Below are 16,703 nucleotides of genomic sequence, written 5' to 3' on the forward strand. Positions count from 1 at the left end.
GGCGCCATGACGAGCCCGACACCCCCGCCGCCGACCGGACCGACGACCGGACCGACGACGATCGAGGTCGAGGAGTCCGGGTGGCAGCGGTGGGCGCTGCGGCTGCTGCCGGCGCTGACGTTCGTGGTCGGCCTCGGCCTCGGGGCCCTCGTGGTGCTGGCCGGCCAGCCCGAGCGGGACGCGCCCGAGCCGTCGGCCGAGCCGTCCGCCCCCGCGTCCTCCGCTGCCGGCGAGGGCACGGCCGACACGGTGGTGACCCTGCCGGGGGCCTGTGAGGACGCTGCGGAGACGCTGACCGAGGCCACCCGCCTGATCGACGACGTGGCGGCCGCCGTGCGCGACTTCCGCCCCGACGAGCTGGTCGGGCTGCTGGACCGGCTCGAGGACCTCGACTCGGCGGCCCGCTCGCAGACCGCGGAGTGCAGCCGGGTCGACATCAGCGAGAGCGCCTCGCCGGAGCCCGCTCCGTCCGAGTGAGGCCTGGTGCGGTGTCGGTGGTCTCGGTGACCATGGGGCGATGACCCTGGCCCGGCAGCACCCCCAGCCCACCGTCCGATGCGGCATCGTCCCGCCGTACCTGCTCCAGCAGCTGGGGTACGGCGACACCCTGCTGCTCGACGACCGGATCCGGTCCCGGCGGGCCGACCGCCGACGAGGAGGCGGAGCGGGTGACGGGGACGGCGGAGCCGCCGCGGTGCGCGGCGCCTGGACGGTGCACGACACCGGGGGGAGCACCGACCTGCCCGGCCGCGCGGTGCGCAGCGCCGGCGAGCCCGCGTCGGGCGACGCGGCCGTCGACGAGGCCGCCGCCGGGATCACCGGCGCGCTGGCGCTGTTCCGCGAGGTCTACGACCGCGACTCCTACGACGGCCGCGGGGCGCCGGTGTCGTTGACCGTCCACTGCGGCCGCGACTACGCCAACGCCTTCTGGGACGGCACCCAGCTGGTCTTCGGCGACGGTGACGGCGAGGTGTTCGCGCGGTTCACCAAGGCCGCCGACGTGCTCGCCCACGAGCTCGCGCACGCCGTCACCGAGCGCACCGCCGGACTGGTCTACCAGGGCCAGTCCGGGGCGCTCAACGAGTCGGTCTCCGACGTCTTCGCCGCCTGCTCCGAGCAGCGGCTGCTGGGCCAGCAGGCCGCCGCGGCGGACTGGCTGATCGGTGCGGAGCTGTTCCTGCCGGGCGTGCAGGCCCGGGCGCTGCGCGACATGGCCGCGCCCGGCACGGCCTACGACGACCCGCGGCTGGGCAAGGACCCCCAGCCGGCCCACCTCGACGACTACGTCGACACCACCGACGACAACGGCGGTGTCCACATCAACTCGGGCATCCCCAACCGGGCCTTCCAGCTGGCCGCGGTGGCGGTCGGCGGCTCGTCGTGGGCCGGCGCCGGCCGGATCTGGTACGACGCGCTCACCGGCGGCGACGTGCGCCCCGACTCCGACTTCGCGGGCTTCGCCGCGGCGACCGTGGCCGCCGCCGGGTCGTCGGCGGCCGCGGTCGAGGAGGCCTGGCGCCAGGTCGGGGTGCGCCCGGTCGCCGGCAGCGCGGCGCCCGCGACGGGGGGCGCCGCCCCCGGGGGCCCGCTGCGCACTGTCCGGGTCCGCCGCTCGGGCGGGTTCGTGGGGCGCACGGTCGAGGCCGAGGTCGACCTCGGCGGCGGCGACGAGCGCGCCGCGGCCCTGGCCGGGCTGGTGGACCGCATCGACGCGCGGGCCGCCCGGCCGGCCAGCAGCCCGATGCCCGACCACTTCACCTACGAGTTCGACCTCGACGGGCAGCAGGTGCGAGTGCCCGAGCAGGACCTGACCGACGACCTGCGCGCGGTCGCCGACCTGGTGCTGCGGCCCGACGGCCCGGCGGACGCCTAGGGGCCGGGTGGCTGCGACGATGCGCCGGTGACGACTCCTGCCGCGGCGCCGCCCACCGCGGGGGCCCCGGCCCCGGTGCTGGCGCGCGGGCTGCTGCTGGTCTGCCTGGCCGGCGTCCTGTGGGGGACGATCGGTCCGTCGGTCCCGCTCGCCGTCGAGGCGTCCGGGCTCGGCCCGCTGACGATCGGCGCGCTGCGCGGTCTCGTCGCGGGCGTCCTGCTCTTAGCCGTGGCGTCGGTCGGGCGGCTGCGCCGCTGCTGGGTGCTGGCCCGGCCGCAGTGGCGCAGGGTGGTCGCCGTCGGGGTGCTCACCGCGACCTTCCAGCAGCTGTTCTTCGTCGCCGTGCTGTGGGCGGGGGTCAGCATCACCACCGTCGTCTGCCTCGGCTTCGCCCCGGCGCTGCTGCTCGTGGTGGCCAGCGTGCGCGAGCGTCGGCCCCCGGCCGCGGGGGCGCTGGTCACCGTGGTGATCGCCGTGGTCGGGCTGCTGCTGGTCAGCGTGGCCGGGAGCGAGGGGCCGGCCGGCTCCCGACCGGTCGTCGGGGTGCTGGCCGCGCTCGCCGCCGGCGCGGCGTACGGGTTCTCGGCCGAGGTCGGCGCCCCGCTGTCGCGACGCCTGGACACCCTCACGATGACCACGGCGACGATGGTCGTGGCGGCCGGTGTCCTGCTGCCCCTCGGCCTGGGGCTGCCGCTGCTGCGCGGGGAGCCGGTGCTGACCACGGACCTCGCGTCGTGGGGCTGGATCGTGTACCTCGGCGTGGTGACGATGGCGGTCGCGTACGCGCTGCTGTTCACCGGGCTGCGCACCACCTCGAGCGGCACCGCGGTGGTGGCGAGCCTGCTCGAGCCGGTCACGGCGGTGCTGCTCGCGGTCGCGTTCCTGGGGGAGCGCCTCAGCCCGGCCGGGGTGCTGGGCTCGGTGCTGATCCTGCTGGCCATCGCCACCCTGGGGCGGCGGACGCAGGAGCCGGCGCCTCAGTAGCGGCCGCCGGGTGGGCCCCGGGCCCCGCGGGGCGCGGTCAGGCCAGGGCGCGGTCAGGCCAGGGCGCGGTCAGGCCAGGGCGCGGTCGAGCGCGGCGGCGACGTGCAGCGAGGTGCACGGGAAGAGCGGGAGCTCGGCGTCGGCCTGGCGCACCAGCTGCTCGAGCTCGGTGCAGCCGAGCACGACCCCGCCGGCGCCGGCGTCCCACAGCTCCTCGAGCAGCCCGACGACGGTACGGCGCGAGGAGTCGAGCACGCGGCCGTGGACCAGCTCGCCGTAGATGATCGCGTCGAGCTCCTCGTGGTGGTGCGCCCCGGGCACGTGCACGGTGAGGCCGTGGCTGCGGAGCCGGTCGAGGAAGAACGAGCGCGACATCGCCAGCGACGTGCCGACGAACCCGACCTGGTCGAGGCCCTGGGCGCGGACGGCGTCGGCCACCACGTCGGCGAGGTGCAGGACCGGTACGTCGACCGCCTCGGCGACCTGGTCGGCCACGCGGTGGAAGGTGGTGGTGCACAGCAGCAGGAAGTCGGCGCCGGCCCGCTCGACGCCCTGCGCGGCGGCCGTCAGGACCGCGGCGACGTCGTCCCACCGCTCGGCGCGCTGGAGCGCGTCGACCTCGGCGAAGTCGACCGAGGTCATCACGGTCCGCGCCGAGCTGAGCCCGCCGCGCCGCTCCTGCACCCCGCGGTTGAGCATCTCGTAGTAGACCGAGCTGCTCTCCCAGCGCATCCCGCCGATCAGTCCGATGGTCTGCACGGGCACGGATCATGCCACCCCCGCCGAGATGACGCTCGCGGACAGCCGAGATGACGCTCGCGGCGCGTCGAGGTGACGTTTCCGGCGCGGGGGAGCGGCGCGTACGACGTCTCAGACGCGGTGGACCTTGTGCTGGGCGGCCTGGGCGCGGGGCTTGATGACGAGGCTGTCCACGTTGACGTGGGCGGGACGGGTGACCATCCACCCGATGGCGTCGGCGACGTCCTCGGCGGTCAGCGGGTCGGGCACCCCGGCGTACACCGCGTCGGCCCTGGCCTGGTCGCCGTCGAAGCGGACCGCGCTGAACTCCTCGGTGCGGACCATGCCCGGGGCGATCTCGAGCACGCGGACCGGCTGGTCGAAGAGCTCCAGGCGCAGCGTCTCGGTGACCACCTGGGTGCCGTGCTTGGCCGCGGTGTAACCCGCACCGCCCTCGTAGGCGATCCGGCCGGCGGTCGAGCCGACGTTGAGGATCGTGCCCGCGCCGGAGGCCAGCAGGGCCGGCAGCAGGGCGCGGGTGACCTGCATCAGGCCGATCACGTTGACCTCGTACATCGCGCGCCACTGCCCGGCGTCGGCCTCGGCGACCGGGCTCATCCCGAAGGCGCCGCCGGCGTTGTTGACCAGCACGTCGAGGCGCGGCCCGACCTGCGCGGCGAGCGCGGCGACCTGGGCCTCGTCGGTGACGTCGCAGGTCACGGCGGTGCCGCCGATCTCGCGGGCCAGCTCCTCGACGCGGTCGGCCCGGCGGGCCGCGCACACGACGTGGTAGCCGGCGGCCGCCAGGGTGCGCGCGGTCGCGGCCCCGATGCCGCTGCTGGCTCCGGTGACGACGGCGAGGGGTGTGGTGGTGTCCATGCGTCCATTGTGGAGGGGGTGGGGGAATGTCGTGCGCCGGGTGAGGGTTGGGCCGGAGGTGCCAGGGCGAGCGACCCCGGCCGGAGGAGGTGCAGGCGACGTGACGACCCCGGCAGTGCGCCGCGTGGCCATGATCAGCCTGCACACCTCCCCGCTGGACCAGCCCGGCACCGGTGACGCCGGCGGGATGAACGTCTACGTCACCGAGCTGTCGCGGCGCCTGGCGCGCCAGGGCGTCGAGGTCGACATCTTCACCCGCGCCACGAGCTCGGCGCTGCCCGAGGCGGTGGCCGTCGACCCGGGCGTGGTGGTGCGCCACATCCACGCCGGTCCCTTCGAGGGGCTGACCAAGAACGAGCTGCCCGGCCAGCTGTGCGTCTTCGCCCGCGAGGTGCTGCGCGCCGAGGCCGCCCAGCCGTCCGGCCACTACGACGTCGTGCACTCCCACTACTGGCTGTCGGGCCAGGTCGGCGCCCTGGCCCGCGACCGCTGGGGGGTGCCGCTGGTGCACACGATGCACACGATGGCCAAGGTCAAGAACGAGGCGATGGCCGCCGGCGACACCCCCGAGCCCGCGGCGCGGGTGATCGGCGAGGAGCAGGTGGTCGACGCCGCCGACGTGCTCGTGGCCAACACCGACCTCGAGGCCAAGCAGCTGATCAACCTCTACGACGCCGACCCCGGCCGGGTCGAGGTGGTCTACCCCGGCGTCGACCTGGACACCTTCACCCCGCGCGACCCCGGCGCCGTACGCCGCGACCTCGGGCTGCCCGCGGACGCGACCGTGCTGCTCTTCGCCGGGCGGATCCAGCCGTTGAAGGCCCCCGACGTCCTGCTGCGCGCCGTCGCGCACGTGCTCGAGCGCCGCCCCGGTCTGCGCCGGGACCTCGTGGTCCCCGTCGTCGGCGGCCCGTCCGGCAGCGGCCTGGACCGCCCCGCCAGCCTGGTCCAGCTCGCCCACGAGCTCGGCATCGCCGACGTGGTCCGGTTCGTGCCGCCGGTCGCGCAGTCCGACCTCGCCCGGTGGTACGCCGCCGCGACGCTGGTCGCCGTCCCGTCCTACAACGAGTCCTTCGGGCTGGTCGCGGCCGAGGCGCAGGCCTGCGGCACGCCCGTGGTCGCCGCCGCGGTCGGCGGGCTGCCCACCGTCGTCCGCGACGGGGTCAGCGGGCTGCTGGTCGAGGGCCACGACCCCGTCCGCTGGGCCGACACCCTGGAACGCCTGCTCGCCGACCCCGCCCGGCTCGAGGCGCTCGGTGCGGGCGCGCTGGCGCAGGCGCGGGAGTTCTCGTGGGAGGCGACCGCCGGCCGCACCCTCGAGGCGTACGACCGGTCGCGCACCGTCATGCGAGGCTCGGGCACGTGAGCGACCCGACCGCCCAGCCCGCCGACCACCCCGACGACCTGCTCGGGGACGCGCCGGCGTCGATGACGCCCGAGCAGCACCGCCGGGCCGCGACGCTGCGCGCGTACCTGCAGGCCAACGGGCTGGAGCACACCGAGAACGCCGTCGGCGGGTTCTCCTTCGCGCTGCCCGGCGAGCGGAAGCTGCAGACGCCGGTACGCCTCGACGTCGGCGTGCACGCGCTCGGGGTGCACGCCTTCGTGTGCCGGCAGCCCGACGAGGCGCACGAGCGGGTCTACCGGTGGCTGCTGGAGCGCAACCTGAAGACCTTCGGGGCGGCCTTCGCGCTGGACCACCACGGCGACATCTACCTCGACGGGCGGCTGCCCCTGGGCGTGCTCGACGCCGGGGGCGGGGCGGACGGGCCTGTCGACCCGACGGACCTCCCGGAGCTGGACCGGCTGCTCGGCGCGGTGCTCTCGACCGCCGACGAGTCGTTCAACGCGATCCTGGAGCTCGGGTTCGCCTCCTCGATCCGCAAGGAGTGGGACTGGCGGCGCCTGCGCGGGGAGTCGACCGCCAACCTCGAGGCGTTCCGCGGGTGGCTCGAGGCCGGGGACGACGCCCGGCCGTAGCGGTCTCCCTCAGGCGGTCGTCCCGGCGTCCGCGCGGACCAGCGGGGCGACGGCCGGCATGAACACCTCGGGCCGCATCGGGCGGCCGAGCAGGTAGCCCTGGCCGAAGACGGCGCCGACGGCCTGCAGGTGGGAGGCCTGGACGGCGTCCTCGATGCCCTCCGCCACGACGGTGACCTGGGTGGTGCCGAGCAGGCCGAGCACGGTGCGGATCAGGGCGAAGTCGGTGGCCGAGGTGGCGATGTCGCGGACCAGGGACCGGTCGATCTTGACCGTGTCCACGGGCAGCCGGTGCAGCTGCGCGATCGAGGAGTAGCCGGTCCCGAAGTCGTCGATGCCCAGGCCGACCCCCAGGGCGCGCAGCCGGTAGAGCGTGGTCAGCACGTGCTGGTCCTCGGTCAGCAGCGCCGTCTCGGTGATCTCCAGCAGCAGCATCTCGGCCGGCGTGCCGGACCGGTCGAGGGCCTCGGCGACGCCCTCGACGTAGCCCGGGCGCTGCAGCTCGAGCGCGGAGACGTTGACGTGGGTGCGGTACGCCGGACCCACGTGGCCGATCCACGCCGCGGTCTGGGCCAGGGCCAGGTCGAGGACGAGCCGGCCGAGGTCGTGGATCAGCCCGGACCGCTCCGCGGCCGCGACCGCCTCGGCCGGCGAGACGTCCCCGCGCTCGGGGTGGTGCCAGCGCAGCAGCGCCTCCGCGCTGGTCAGCGTGCGGCTGCGCAGGTCGAGGACCGGCTGGTAGACCAGCGACAGCTGGGCGGTGTCCTCGTGCAGCGCGGCCGCCAGGTCGGCGACCAGGCCGAGCTCGCGGCGTACGCCGGCGTCGTGCCGGTCCTCCCCGTCGGCGCCGCCCGCGCCCGGGGTGCCGGGCTGGTCGTCGGGGGAGGCGTTCCACCGCACGCAGCCGCGGTAGTGGCGGCCCGAGGCGTAGAGCGCCCCCCGCACCTCGCGCAGCGAGCGCCAGCCCTCGTCGTCGGCCCGGCAGCGGCGCAGCGCCACGGTGACCACCGGCCAGACCCGGGCACCGCCGTGCTCCGGCGGCAGCGTCGCGAACCCGACCAGGCGGGTGGCGACCTCCTCGATGTCGTCGGGCGCGAGGTCGGGGTGGACCACGAGACCGGCCAGCACGCCCCCGACCGGGGAGACCTGGAGCAGGTGGATCTGCAGGGCGGGTGCCCCGTCGTCCGTCGCGGCCCCGGCCCCGGACTGCGCGTCGATGCCGAGTCGCGCCACGACCGCCGAGGTGACCGCGCCGAGCGCCTCGTGGCCGTAGGCGTCGGCGAGCTCGTCGGCGTTGGACACGCTGGCCGCCAGCAGCACCACCTGGCGCCCGGCCCGGCCGGCCTCGACGCACAGCGTCTCGACCCGGTCGCGCAGCGGGCGCGGGTCGGTCAGGCCGAGGGCCAGGGGGTCGAAGTGCGGCACGTCAGCCCTCCGACTCCGGGCGCTCGAGGGCCCAGGGCAGGTTCAGGCCGCGGACGACGTCCAGCAGCGCGCGAGCGGCGACGTGGCCGGAGAGGTAGGTGGCGCCGTGGCGGTGCAGCGCGGCGATCTCCTCGTCCCCGGGGTCGCCCCCGGTCACCACGACCGGCAGCCGGCGCAGACCGGCGTCGGCGCGCAGCACGCGCAGCACCTCCTCGGCGCTGCCCAGCGGCAGCCGCAGCGCCGTCACGAGCACCACCGGCAGCGGGTGGTCGGCGCGCTCGGCGTACGGCGCGCGGCCCAGGACGTAGGCCACCGCCTCGTGCCCGTCCTCGCAGGCCAGGACGGGGTTGGTCAGGCCACCGGAGATGAAGTCGTCCCGGGTGCGTCGGACCCCGGCGGCGTCGTAGCCGACCAGCAGGACCGGAGCACGCATGATTCCTCCGTGGGTCGGTGACGGGTCTGACCCGGACACCCCCGCAACCCGGAAGCAGCAGTGAAACCGATCGCTGCAGGTCGTGGCCGGGGAACCCGTGATCCCGGCGCCCGGTCCAGACCAGCTCCACCACCGTACGCCGGTCCAGCCGCCGGCGGGAGACCTCAGCCCGTGACCGCGACCTCCCCGGACCCGGGCCCGGACCCGGGCGCGGTACGCCGCACCGCCGCACCCACCGCCGCCCAGTGCGAGGCCTGGCGGGCCAGCTCGGCCGGGTCCGCGGGCGCGCTGAGCCACCGGCCCTGGAGGGTGTCGACCCCGAGCTCCTGCAGCAGGGTGACCGCGGAGGCCGTCTCGACGCCCTCGGCGACGACCTGGACCTCGAGGGCGTGCGCCGCGCTGACCATGCCGCGCACCTGCCGCTCGGTGGTGGGGTCGGTGAGCAGCGTCGCGATGATCTCGGGGTCGATCTTGATCTGGCGCACCGCGGGGAAGGTCCACAGCGAGCGCAGCGAGGACGAGTCCCGGCCGAAGCCGTGGATGCTGACCCGCACCCCGGCGTCGTGGACCTCCTCGAAGAGCGAGGCGACGTCGGGCGTCGGCCGGGTGGCCGCCTCGGTGATCTCCAGCACCAGCGACGCCGGGTCGTGCCCGGCGCGACGGACCCGGTCGATCAGGTCGGTGACCAGCCCGCGGGCGGCCATGTGGCGCGCCGAGACGTTGAGCGCGAGACCGGCGCCGGGGGCCATCCGGCGCAGCGCGGGCAGGTCGGCGAGGGCGCGGTCGAGGACCGCGTCGGTGAGCGGGCCGAGCAGCCCGCTGCGCTCGGCCTGGGGCAGGAAGTGGCGCGGCAGCAGCAGCCCGAGCTCGGGGTGCTCCCAGCGCACGAGGGCCTCGAAGCCGGTGACGAGGCCCGTCAGTGCGTCGACCTGCGGCTGGTAGTGGACGGCGAGCTCCCCGGCGTGCACGGCGTCGCGCAGCTCGGCGACCAGGCGCGGGCCGTGCACCGCGGCGAGCACGGGGTCGGTGAGGTCGCCGAGGGGTGCGGGGGCGTCGCCGCCGGCGCGCTTGACGGCGTACATCGCCTGGTCCGCGGCCCGGGTCAGCTCCTCGAGGGTGTTGCCGTCGCGGTCGAGCACGGCCACGCCGACCGAGGCGGTGACCGTGACCTCCAGCTCCTCGACCGGCAGCGGCGTGCCCACGACGGCGACGACCCGGGCGGCGAGGTCGGCGGCGTCGTCGACGCAGGCCAGGGGCGCGGTGAGGACGGCGAACTCGTCGCCGCCGAGGCGGACCAGGAGGTCGTGCGGGCCGACCACGGTGCTGAGCCGGCGGGCCACCTCGACCAGCACGGCGTCGCCCTCGTGGTGACCGAGCAGGTCGTTGATCCGCTTGAACCCGTCGAGGTCGAGCAGGAGCAGCGCCACCGGGCGCCCGGAGGCGCGGGCCAGCGCGAGCGCCAGGGGCCCGCGGTCCCGCAGCACGCCGCGGTCGGGCAGACCGGTCAGCGGGTCCGTGCCGCGGCTGCCCAGTCGCCGTACGACGCCGCGCAGCAGCCCCCGCACCTCGCGCAACCCGGTCACCGGGAGCGCCGGCGGGCGGTGGTCGTGCGCATGTCGGGTCTCCGGGACGGCTCGGCGGGCCCACGGCATCCCGTGGTCGAGGAGGACATCGGGTCGGAGGGGTCGGGACTTGAGTCCCGCCCGGTCCGGTGTCTCGGGTCCGGGACACCCCCGGCCGCCGCCCGGAACCCCCGAGGGGACACGCGGAACCCGGGTGGGTATCCGCCTGACGGACCTCGGTCCCGTCGATCGGGGTACGAGGACCTGCGGCAACCCACGGACGAGGACGCCGTCTCGCTGGCAGGATGAGGCCGGACGCCCGCGGCCCACCCCACCTCGCCGCGGCCCAGCACGAGGAGCACGGTGAACGACCAGACCGCCACGGGACCGGGCACGCTCGACGTCGGCGAGGCCCCACGGCTCGACGACCTCGCCCTGCCCGGGCTGCGCGCCTACCGCCAGCGCCTGCGCGACGAGGAGGACCGGGCGTCGTACTGGCGTCGCGTCGTGCACGCCCGGCTCGACCTGATCGAGGCCGGAGGGACCGGTACGGGCGCCGCCGTCGCGATCGGGCTCGAGGACCTCGTCCGCGTGCTCGGCGACACCGCCACCGGGGCCGGGCGCACCGCGCTGCTGCGCGTCCGCGCCGCCGACCCGCTGCCCGAGCTGCCCGACCTGGCCGAGGTGTGGGCGCCGCCGACCACCCCGGCCGAGACCACGGTCGTCGTGGAGCGGCTGCGGGCCGCCGAGCGGCAGCTGACGGCGTACCGCAGCGCGCTGTTCGCACGCCTCGACGAGAGCACGGCCGCGCTGATCGCGCGCTACCGCAGCGACCCGTCGGCGGCGCTGTCGGTGCTCGAGCAGGGAGCCGCCTGATGTCGCGCGTGACGCCGCCGGAGATCGGGGAGACCTGGCGCGAGTACAAGGCCACCGGCGACGTCGACCTGCGCAACCGGCTGGTGATGCAGTACTCGCCGCTGGTCAAGTACGTCGCCGGCCGGGTGCGCAGCGGGCTGCCGGCCACGGTCGAGTCCGCGGACCTGGTCTCCGAGGGCGTGTTCGGGCTGATGGACGCCATCGAGAAGTTCGAGCCGGACCGCGGCTGGGAGTTCCAGACCTACGCGGTGCCGCGGATCAGGGGCGCGATCCTGGACTCCATCCGCAGCGCCGACTGGGTGCCGCGCTCGGTGCGCACCCGGCTGCGGGCGGTCGAGGAGGCCCGCACCGCCCTGCACCGCGAGCTGGGCCGCGACCCCGAGGACGTCGAGCTGGCCCGGCGTCTCGACGTCGGGGTCGGCGAGCTGCGCGAGCTGGTCGCCAAGCCGACGCAGATGGCCGGCGGCGGCGACGAGGAGATCGCCGAGATGGGCGACGAGGCGCCGGGTCTCGAGGAGGCCTTCGAGGACGAGGGCACCCGCGAGGTGCTGCGCCGCACGGTGCGGGAGCTGCCCGAGCGCGACCAGGTCGTGATCGCCCTCTACTTCTTCGAGGGCCTGACCCTGGCCGAGATCGGTCAGGTGCTGCAGGTCACCGAGTCCCGGGTCAGCCAGCTGCGCAGCCGGGCGACGAAGTCGCTGCGCGAGCGGCTCACGGTGGCGCTGGCGACCTGACCGGGTCCGCGCCCGGCGTCGCGCCCGGCGTGGGCGCCGCGGCCGGACCGCGGCGGGCGACGGCCACGCCGACGAGGGCGAGCAGGCCACCGGCGTAGGCCAGCGCGGGCGGTGCCTCCCCGAGGAGCAGCAGGCCCAGCACGATCGTGATCGGCGGCACCAGGTAGGTGGTCACGCCCAGGCGCGAGGCGTCCATCCGGCCCAGCGCGTAGGCGTAGGTGGTGAAGGCCAGGGCGGTCGGGAAGACGCCGAGGTAGACCACCCACCACACCGAGGACGTGGGCGCCGCGCGGACCTGCTCGACCAGGGCGCCGGCCCAGGGCAGGCAGACCACGGCCCCGACCGTGCAGGCCGCCCAGGTGACCTGGAGCGCGGGCAGCCGGCGTACGAGGGGCTTCTGCAGCACCAGGGAGACCGCGTAGACCACCGCGGCCAGCAGCACCAGCGCGACGCCGAGGCCGTCGCGGTCGCCGTCCCCCGGCCCGGCCACCGCGATCACCGCCACCCCGCCGAACGCCAGGGCGAGGCCGAGCGCGAGGGCCCCGGTGAACCGCTCGCCGAGGAACAGCGCGGCCAGCAGGGCGATCAGCACCGGGGAGACCTGGATGAGCATCGCGGCCGTGCCGGCGTCGACGCGCAGCTCGCCCTCGTTGAGCGCGACGTTGTAGACGCCGAACCAGAGCACCCCGATCGCGACCAGCGTGAGCGCCTCGCGGGCGGTGGGCCGCACGAGCGGACGGCGCGTACGACGCCGGGTCACCGCGACCACCACGGCCAGCGTCAGCGACCCCACCAGCAGCCGCCCCAGGGACAGCGCCCCGGGGGAGAAGTCACGCCCGAGGTGGCGGATCGCGACGAACGCCGAGGCCCACAGCACCAGGGTGCAGCCGATCGCGAGGACCGGCAGCCAGGGGGGGACGGGACGGGACACGGGTGGAGCGTAGTGACCCAAGAATCCCCGCCTGAGCGGGGATTCCCCGGGTTCGCGCGCCGTGCAAGGGACAACAACATCGGGAACCCCCGCCCGAGCGGGGATTCCTGAGGCGGGAGTGACGCGAGGGGCGGGGTCAGCCCAGCGCGGCGGCCGCGGCGGCGAGCGAGGCCACCCGCTCCCAGTCGCCGGCCTCGAGCGCGTCCTTCGGGGTCAGCCAGGACCCGCCGACGCAGCCCACGTTGGGCAGGGCGAGGTACGCCGGGGCGCTCGCGGCGGTGATCCCGCCGGTGGGGCAGAACCGGGCCGCGGGGACGGGGGCGGAGACCGCCTTGAGCCAGGGGGCGCCGCCGGAGGCCTCGGCGGGGAAGAACTTCATCTCCGACACCCCGGCCTCGAGCACGGCGAGCATCTCGGAGACCGACGACGTGCCGGGCAGGAACGGCAGCCCGGTGCCGAGCATCGCGGCCAGCAGGCCCGGCGTCGCGCCGGGGGAGACCAGGAACTGCGCGCCGGCCGCGGCGGCGTGCCCGGCCTGCTCGGGGGTGCAGACGGTGCCGGCGCCCAGCAGGATCTCGGGGACCTCGGCGGCGATCTCGCGGATCGCCGAGAGCGCGGCCGGGGTGCGCAGCGTGACCTCGATGATCGGCAGGCCCCCGGCCACCAGTGCGCGCGCCAGCGGCACGGCGTGGTCGACGTCGTCGATGACGACGACCGGCACCACCGGGGCGACGGACAGCAGCGACACGGGTGTGCCGGCGAGGACGGACTCAGGCGTGCTGGTCAACGCGGACCTCCTGGAGGGTCGGGGTGGCGTCGACGGCGGCGAAGACGCTGGCGCCCTCGTCGGCCGGTCCGACGGTGGCGCGGAAGGCGGCGAAGAGCTCGCGGCCGGTGCCGGCCCACTCCTCGCCCTGGGGCGGGCGGCCGGTGGACTCGCGGGCGTCGAAGTCGTCCTCGGTGGCCACGCTCAACGTGCCGGCATCGGCGTCGAGGGTGACGACGTCGCCGTCGCGGACCCGGGCCAGCGGCCCGCCGAGGGCGGCCTCGGGCGTGACGTGGATGGCGGCCGGGACCTTGCCGGAGGCGCCCGACATGCGGCCGTCGGTGACGATCGCGACCCGCTGCCCGCGGTCCTGGAGGACCCCGAGCGCGGGGGTGAGCTTGTGCAGCTCGGGCATCCCGTTGGCGGCCGGGCCCTGGTAGCGCACGACCGCGACGAGGTCGCGCCCGTCGAGCCGGCCCTCGTCGAACGCCGTCAGCAGGTCGTCCTGGTGGTCGAAGACCATCGCCGGCGCGGTCACCACGCGGTGCTCCTCGGCCACGGCGGAGACCTTGACGACCGCCCGGCCCAGCGGCCCGCGGAGCATCCGCAGCCCGCCGTCGGGGCTGAAGGGCGCCTCGACCGGCCGCAGCACGTCGGTGTCCAGCGAGGCGGTCGCGCCCTCGCGCCAGGACAGGGTGCCGTCGGCGCCCAGCTCCGGCTCGCAGGTGTAGCGGGCCAGCCCGCGCCCGACGACGGTCTCGACGTCCTCGTGCAGCAGCCCCGACCCCAGCAGGGTGCGGACCAGGAAGCCGATGCCACCGGCCGCGTGGAAGTGGTTCACGTCGGCGGAGCCGTTGGGGTACATCCGGCTCAGCAGCGGCACGACCGCCGAGAGGTCCGAGAAGTCGTCCCAGGTCAGCGCGATGCCGGCGGCGCGGGCGATCGCGACCAGGTGCATCGTGTGGTTGGTGGAGCCGCCGCTGGCCAGCAGCGCGACGCAGGCGTTGACGACGGCCTTCTCGTCGACCAGCTCCCCGATCGGGGTGGGCGCGGCGTCCCGCTTGGCCGCGCCCTGCACCGACAGCGCCACGGCGCGGGCGGCGGCGGCGCGGGTCAGCGGCTCGCGCAGCGGCGAGTCGGGGTTCTCGAAGGAGGACCCGGGCAGGTGCAGCCCGAGGACCTCCATCAGCAGCTGGTTGGAGTTCGCGGTGCCGTAGAAGGTGCAGGTCCCGCGGGAGTGGTACGACGCGGACTCGGCCTCGAGCAGCTCCTCGCGCCCGACCAGCCCCTCGGCGTACCGCTGGCGGACCGCGGCCTTCTCCTTGTTCGGCAGCCCCGAGGTCATCGGCCCGGCCGGCACGAACACCGTCGGCAGGTGGCCGAAGGACAGTGCGCCGATCAGCAGGCCGGGGGTGATCTTGTCGCAGACGCCGAGCATCAGCGCGGCGTCGAACATGTCGTGCGACAGGGCGATCGCCGTCGACATCGCGATCACGTCGCGGCTGTAGAGCGAGAGCTGCATGCCGTCGCGGCCCTGGGTGATCCCGTCGCACATCGCGGGCACGCCGCCGGCGACCTGGGCGATCCCCCCGGCGCGGATGACGGCCTCCTTGAGCACCGGCGGGTACGAGCCGTACGGCTGGTGCGCGGAGAGCATGTCGTTGTAGGAGGTCACCACCGCCACGTTCGGCTTGGTGCGCCCACGCAGCCCGGACTTCTCGCGGGGCTCGGCGGCGGCGAAGCCGTGGGCGAGGTTGGCGCAGCCGAGGTCGGCGCGGGCGGCGCCGTTCGCGGCACCGGCGGCGACGCCGGCGCGGACCCGGCGCAGGTACGCGGCCCTGCTCGCCGTGCTGCGCTCGACGAGCCGCTCGGTCACCTCCGCCACGACGGGGTGCATCGCGGGGAGCGGCAGGTCCGGGCGCGGGACGGGGCCGTCGGTGGTCGTCGTCGGGGTGGGGGTCGGGTCGGTCACTCGATCTCCTGCCAGGACCGGCCGTCGCGCTCGATGAGCGCGGTGGCCGCGGTGGGGCCGCTGGTGCCGGCGGCGTAGCGGCGGGGACGGTCGGGGGCCGTGGTCCAGCGGTCCAGGATCGGCTCGGCCCAGCTCCAGGCGGCCTCGATCTCGTCGCGGCGCATGAAGAGGGTGGCGTTGCCCTTCACCACGTCCATGATCAGCCGCTCGTAGGCGTCGGGGGAGCGCTGGTCGAAGGTGTCGGCGTACGACAGGTCCAGGGAGACCGGGCGCAGCCGGTAGCCGCCCGGGCCGGGCTCCTTGGCCGTCATCGTCAGCCGCATGCCCTCGTCGGGCTGGACCTGGATGTGCAGCCGGTTCGGCTCGGCGCTGCCCTCGCTGTGCGGGAACATGTGGTGCGGCGGCGCCTTGAAGACGACCACGATCTCGGAGGTCCGGCGGGGCAGCCGCTTGCCGGTGCGCAGGTAGAACGGGACGCCGGCCCAGCGCCAGTTCTGCACCTCGGTGCGCAGCGCCACGAAGGTCTCGGTCGTGCTGCCGGACTCGGGGGCGGCCTCGCCGAGGTCGTCGGCGTAGGACCGGACGGGCTGTCCCTCGACGAGGCCCTCGCCGTACGCGCCGCGCACGGTGTCGCGGTCGACGTCGGCCGGGGTCATCGGCTTGAGGGCCTGCAGGACCTTGAGCTTCTCGTCGCGCACGGTCTCGCGGCCGATGTAGGTCGGTGGCTCCATCGCGACCAGGCACAGCAGCTGGAGCAGGTGGTTCTGGACCATGTCGCGCAGGGCGCCGGCGCGGTCGTAGTAGGCGCCGCGCTCGCCGACCCCGAGCGACTCGGCCACGGTGATCTGCACGTGGTCGACCCACCGCGAGTTCCACAGCGGCTCGAGGAAGGTGTTGGCGAAGCGGGTGACCAGGAGGTTCTGGACGCTCTCCTTGCCGAGGTAGTGGTCGATGCGGAAGACCTGGGACTCGGCGAAGACCCGGCCGACCGCGTCGTTGACCTGCTGCGAGGAGGCCAGGTCGTGACCGATCGGCTTCTCCATCACCACGCGGGAGCGCTCGGTGACCAGGCCGACCTCGTCGAGCTGGTCGCAGATCAGGCCGAAGGCCGACGGGGCGACCGCGAGGTAGAAGACCGTGACGGCCTCCTCGACGCGGGGGCGGTCCTTGAGCAGGCCGTGCAGCAGGTGCCACTGGGCGAGGTCGTCGAACTCCATCGGCACGTGGTGCAGCCGGGACAGCAGGCGGTCGACGGCGCCGTCGTACAGGTCGCTGCGCTCGACGTGGGAGGCGAGCGCGTCGCGGACGACGGCGCGGTACGCCTCGTCGTCGAGGTCGGCGCGGGAGACGCCGATGATGCGCGTGTCCTCGGGCAGGCCGCCCTCGAGCTCGCGGCGGTAGAGGGCCGGCAGGAGCTTGCGCAGCGACAGGTCGCCGGTGCCCCCGAAGACGACGAAGTCGCAGACCTCGGGGGTCGCGGGCGGGGCGGCGGGGTCGGACATGTTCTCCACGGTAAGGACCTTAGGGTTGGGATGCAACGTGCTTAGGTA

Annotated in this window: 16 protein-coding genes; 7 read left to right on the plus strand and 9 right to left on the minus strand. The window is 75.5% G+C overall.

Annotation, left to right across the window (positions count from 1 at the left end; translation table 11 throughout):
* Positions 1-6 precede the first annotated feature (6 nt).
* Genes GV155_RS03085 through GV155_RS03095 form a run of 3 tightly spaced genes read left to right on the plus strand, consistent with a single transcriptional unit; the run spans position 7 to position 2,857 of the window.
* A complete protein-coding gene (locus GV155_RS03085; protein ID WP_160005138.1) occupies positions 7-477 on the plus strand; it encodes a hypothetical protein in 471 nt (156 codons plus the stop codon).
* Positions 478-517: 40 nt separating this feature from the next.
* Positions 518-1,873, plus strand: coding sequence for a protealysin inhibitor emfourin (locus tag GV155_RS03090; protein WP_160005140.1), 1,356 nt, complete (start codon positions 518-520; stop codon positions 1,871-1,873).
* 27 nt (positions 1,874-1,900) lie between these two features.
* The gene (locus GV155_RS03095) at positions 1,901-2,857 is read left to right on the plus strand and encodes a DMT family transporter (protein WP_201300038.1); all 957 of its coding nucleotides are present in this window, start codon (positions 1,901-1,903) and stop codon (positions 2,855-2,857) included.
* A gap of 69 nt (positions 2,858-2,926) precedes the next feature.
* On the opposite strand, the gene GV155_RS03100 is transcribed toward GV155_RS03095, so the two are convergent.
* Together GV155_RS03100 and GV155_RS03105 are read right to left on the minus strand one after the other, a co-directional pair.
* Positions 2,927-3,616, minus strand: a complete 690-nt coding sequence (locus GV155_RS03100) for an aspartate/glutamate racemase family protein (protein WP_160005142.1) — start codon at positions 3,614-3,616, stop codon at positions 2,927-2,929.
* 111 nt (positions 3,617-3,727) lie between these two features.
* A complete protein-coding gene (locus GV155_RS03105; protein WP_160005144.1) occupies positions 3,728-4,474 on the minus strand; it encodes an SDR family NAD(P)-dependent oxidoreductase in 747 nt (248 codons plus the stop codon).
* A gap of 100 nt (positions 4,475-4,574) precedes the next feature.
* Between GV155_RS03105 and mshA the strand changes: the two genes are divergently transcribed.
* Positions 4,575-5,840 (plus strand): D-inositol-3-phosphate glycosyltransferase, encoded by a 1,266-nt coding sequence (gene mshA / locus GV155_RS03110; protein WP_442938805.1) that lies wholly within the window; start codon positions 4,575-4,577, stop codon positions 5,838-5,840.
* Positions 5,841-5,902: 62 nt separating this feature from the next.
* On the plus strand, positions 5,903-6,454 hold the full coding sequence (locus GV155_RS03115; protein WP_160010767.1) for a YbjN domain-containing protein: 552 nt from the start codon (positions 5,903-5,905) through the stop codon (positions 6,452-6,454).
* Positions 6,455-6,463: 9 nt separating this feature from the next.
* Here GV155_RS03115 and GV155_RS03120 read toward each other — a convergent pair whose 3' ends face one another.
* The 3 genes from GV155_RS03120 to GV155_RS03130 form a co-directional block, all read right to left on the minus strand.
* Entirely contained in the window at positions 6,464-7,879 is a 1,416-nt protein-coding gene (locus GV155_RS03120) for an EAL domain-containing protein (protein WP_160005148.1), read from the minus strand.
* A gap of 1 nt (position 7,880) precedes the next feature.
* The gene (locus GV155_RS03125; protein WP_160005150.1) at positions 7,881-8,312 is read right to left on the minus strand and encodes a response regulator; all 432 of its coding nucleotides are present in this window, start codon (positions 8,310-8,312) and stop codon (positions 7,881-7,883) included.
* Between the two features lie 164 nt (positions 8,313-8,476).
* Positions 8,477-9,895 (minus strand): putative bifunctional diguanylate cyclase/phosphodiesterase, encoded by a 1,419-nt coding sequence (locus tag GV155_RS03130; protein WP_160005152.1) that lies wholly within the window; start codon positions 9,893-9,895, stop codon positions 8,477-8,479.
* Between the two features lie 342 nt (positions 9,896-10,237).
* Here GV155_RS03130 and GV155_RS03135 point away from each other — a divergent pair, with 342 nt between their 5' ends.
* Both GV155_RS03135 and GV155_RS03140 read left to right on the plus strand, forming a co-directional pair.
* A complete protein-coding gene (locus tag GV155_RS03135) occupies positions 10,238-10,750 on the plus strand; it encodes an RsiG family protein (RefSeq protein ID WP_160005154.1) in 513 nt (170 codons plus the stop codon).
* On the plus strand, positions 10,750-11,484 hold the full coding sequence (locus tag GV155_RS03140; RefSeq protein WP_160005156.1) for a FliA/WhiG family RNA polymerase sigma factor: 735 nt from the start codon (positions 10,750-10,752) through the stop codon (positions 11,482-11,484). Before GV155_RS03135 ends, GV155_RS03140 begins: the two co-directional genes overlap by 1 nt.
* Here the strand turns inward: GV155_RS03140 and GV155_RS03145 are convergent.
* The 4 genes from GV155_RS03145 to zwf form a co-directional block, all read right to left on the minus strand.
* Entirely contained in the window at positions 11,462-12,415 is a 954-nt protein-coding gene (locus tag GV155_RS03145; RefSeq protein WP_201300039.1) for a DMT family transporter, read from the minus strand. The two genes, GV155_RS03140 and GV155_RS03145, sit on opposite strands and share 23 nt — an antisense overlap.
* A gap of 136 nt (positions 12,416-12,551) precedes the next feature.
* A complete protein-coding gene (gene eda / locus GV155_RS03150; protein WP_160005158.1) occupies positions 12,552-13,202 on the minus strand; it encodes a bifunctional 4-hydroxy-2-oxoglutarate aldolase/2-dehydro-3-deoxy-phosphogluconate aldolase in 651 nt (216 codons plus the stop codon).
* Entirely contained in the window at positions 13,186-15,153 is a 1,968-nt protein-coding gene (gene edd / locus GV155_RS03155; protein ID WP_236553915.1) for a phosphogluconate dehydratase, read from the minus strand. The genes eda and edd overlap by 17 nt, the downstream gene beginning before the upstream one ends.
* Complete coding sequence (gene zwf, locus GV155_RS03160; protein ID WP_160005160.1) at positions 15,150-16,655, minus strand: glucose-6-phosphate dehydrogenase; 1,506 nt, start codon at positions 16,653-16,655, stop codon at positions 15,150-15,152. The genes edd and zwf overlap by 4 nt, the downstream gene beginning before the upstream one ends.
* Between the last annotated feature and the right edge of the window lie 48 nt (positions 16,656-16,703).

The organism is Nocardioides sp. AX2bis (assembly GCF_902506435.1).
In the GTDB taxonomy this organism is placed as follows: Bacteria; Actinomycetota; Actinomycetes; order Propionibacteriales; family Nocardioidaceae; genus Nocardioides.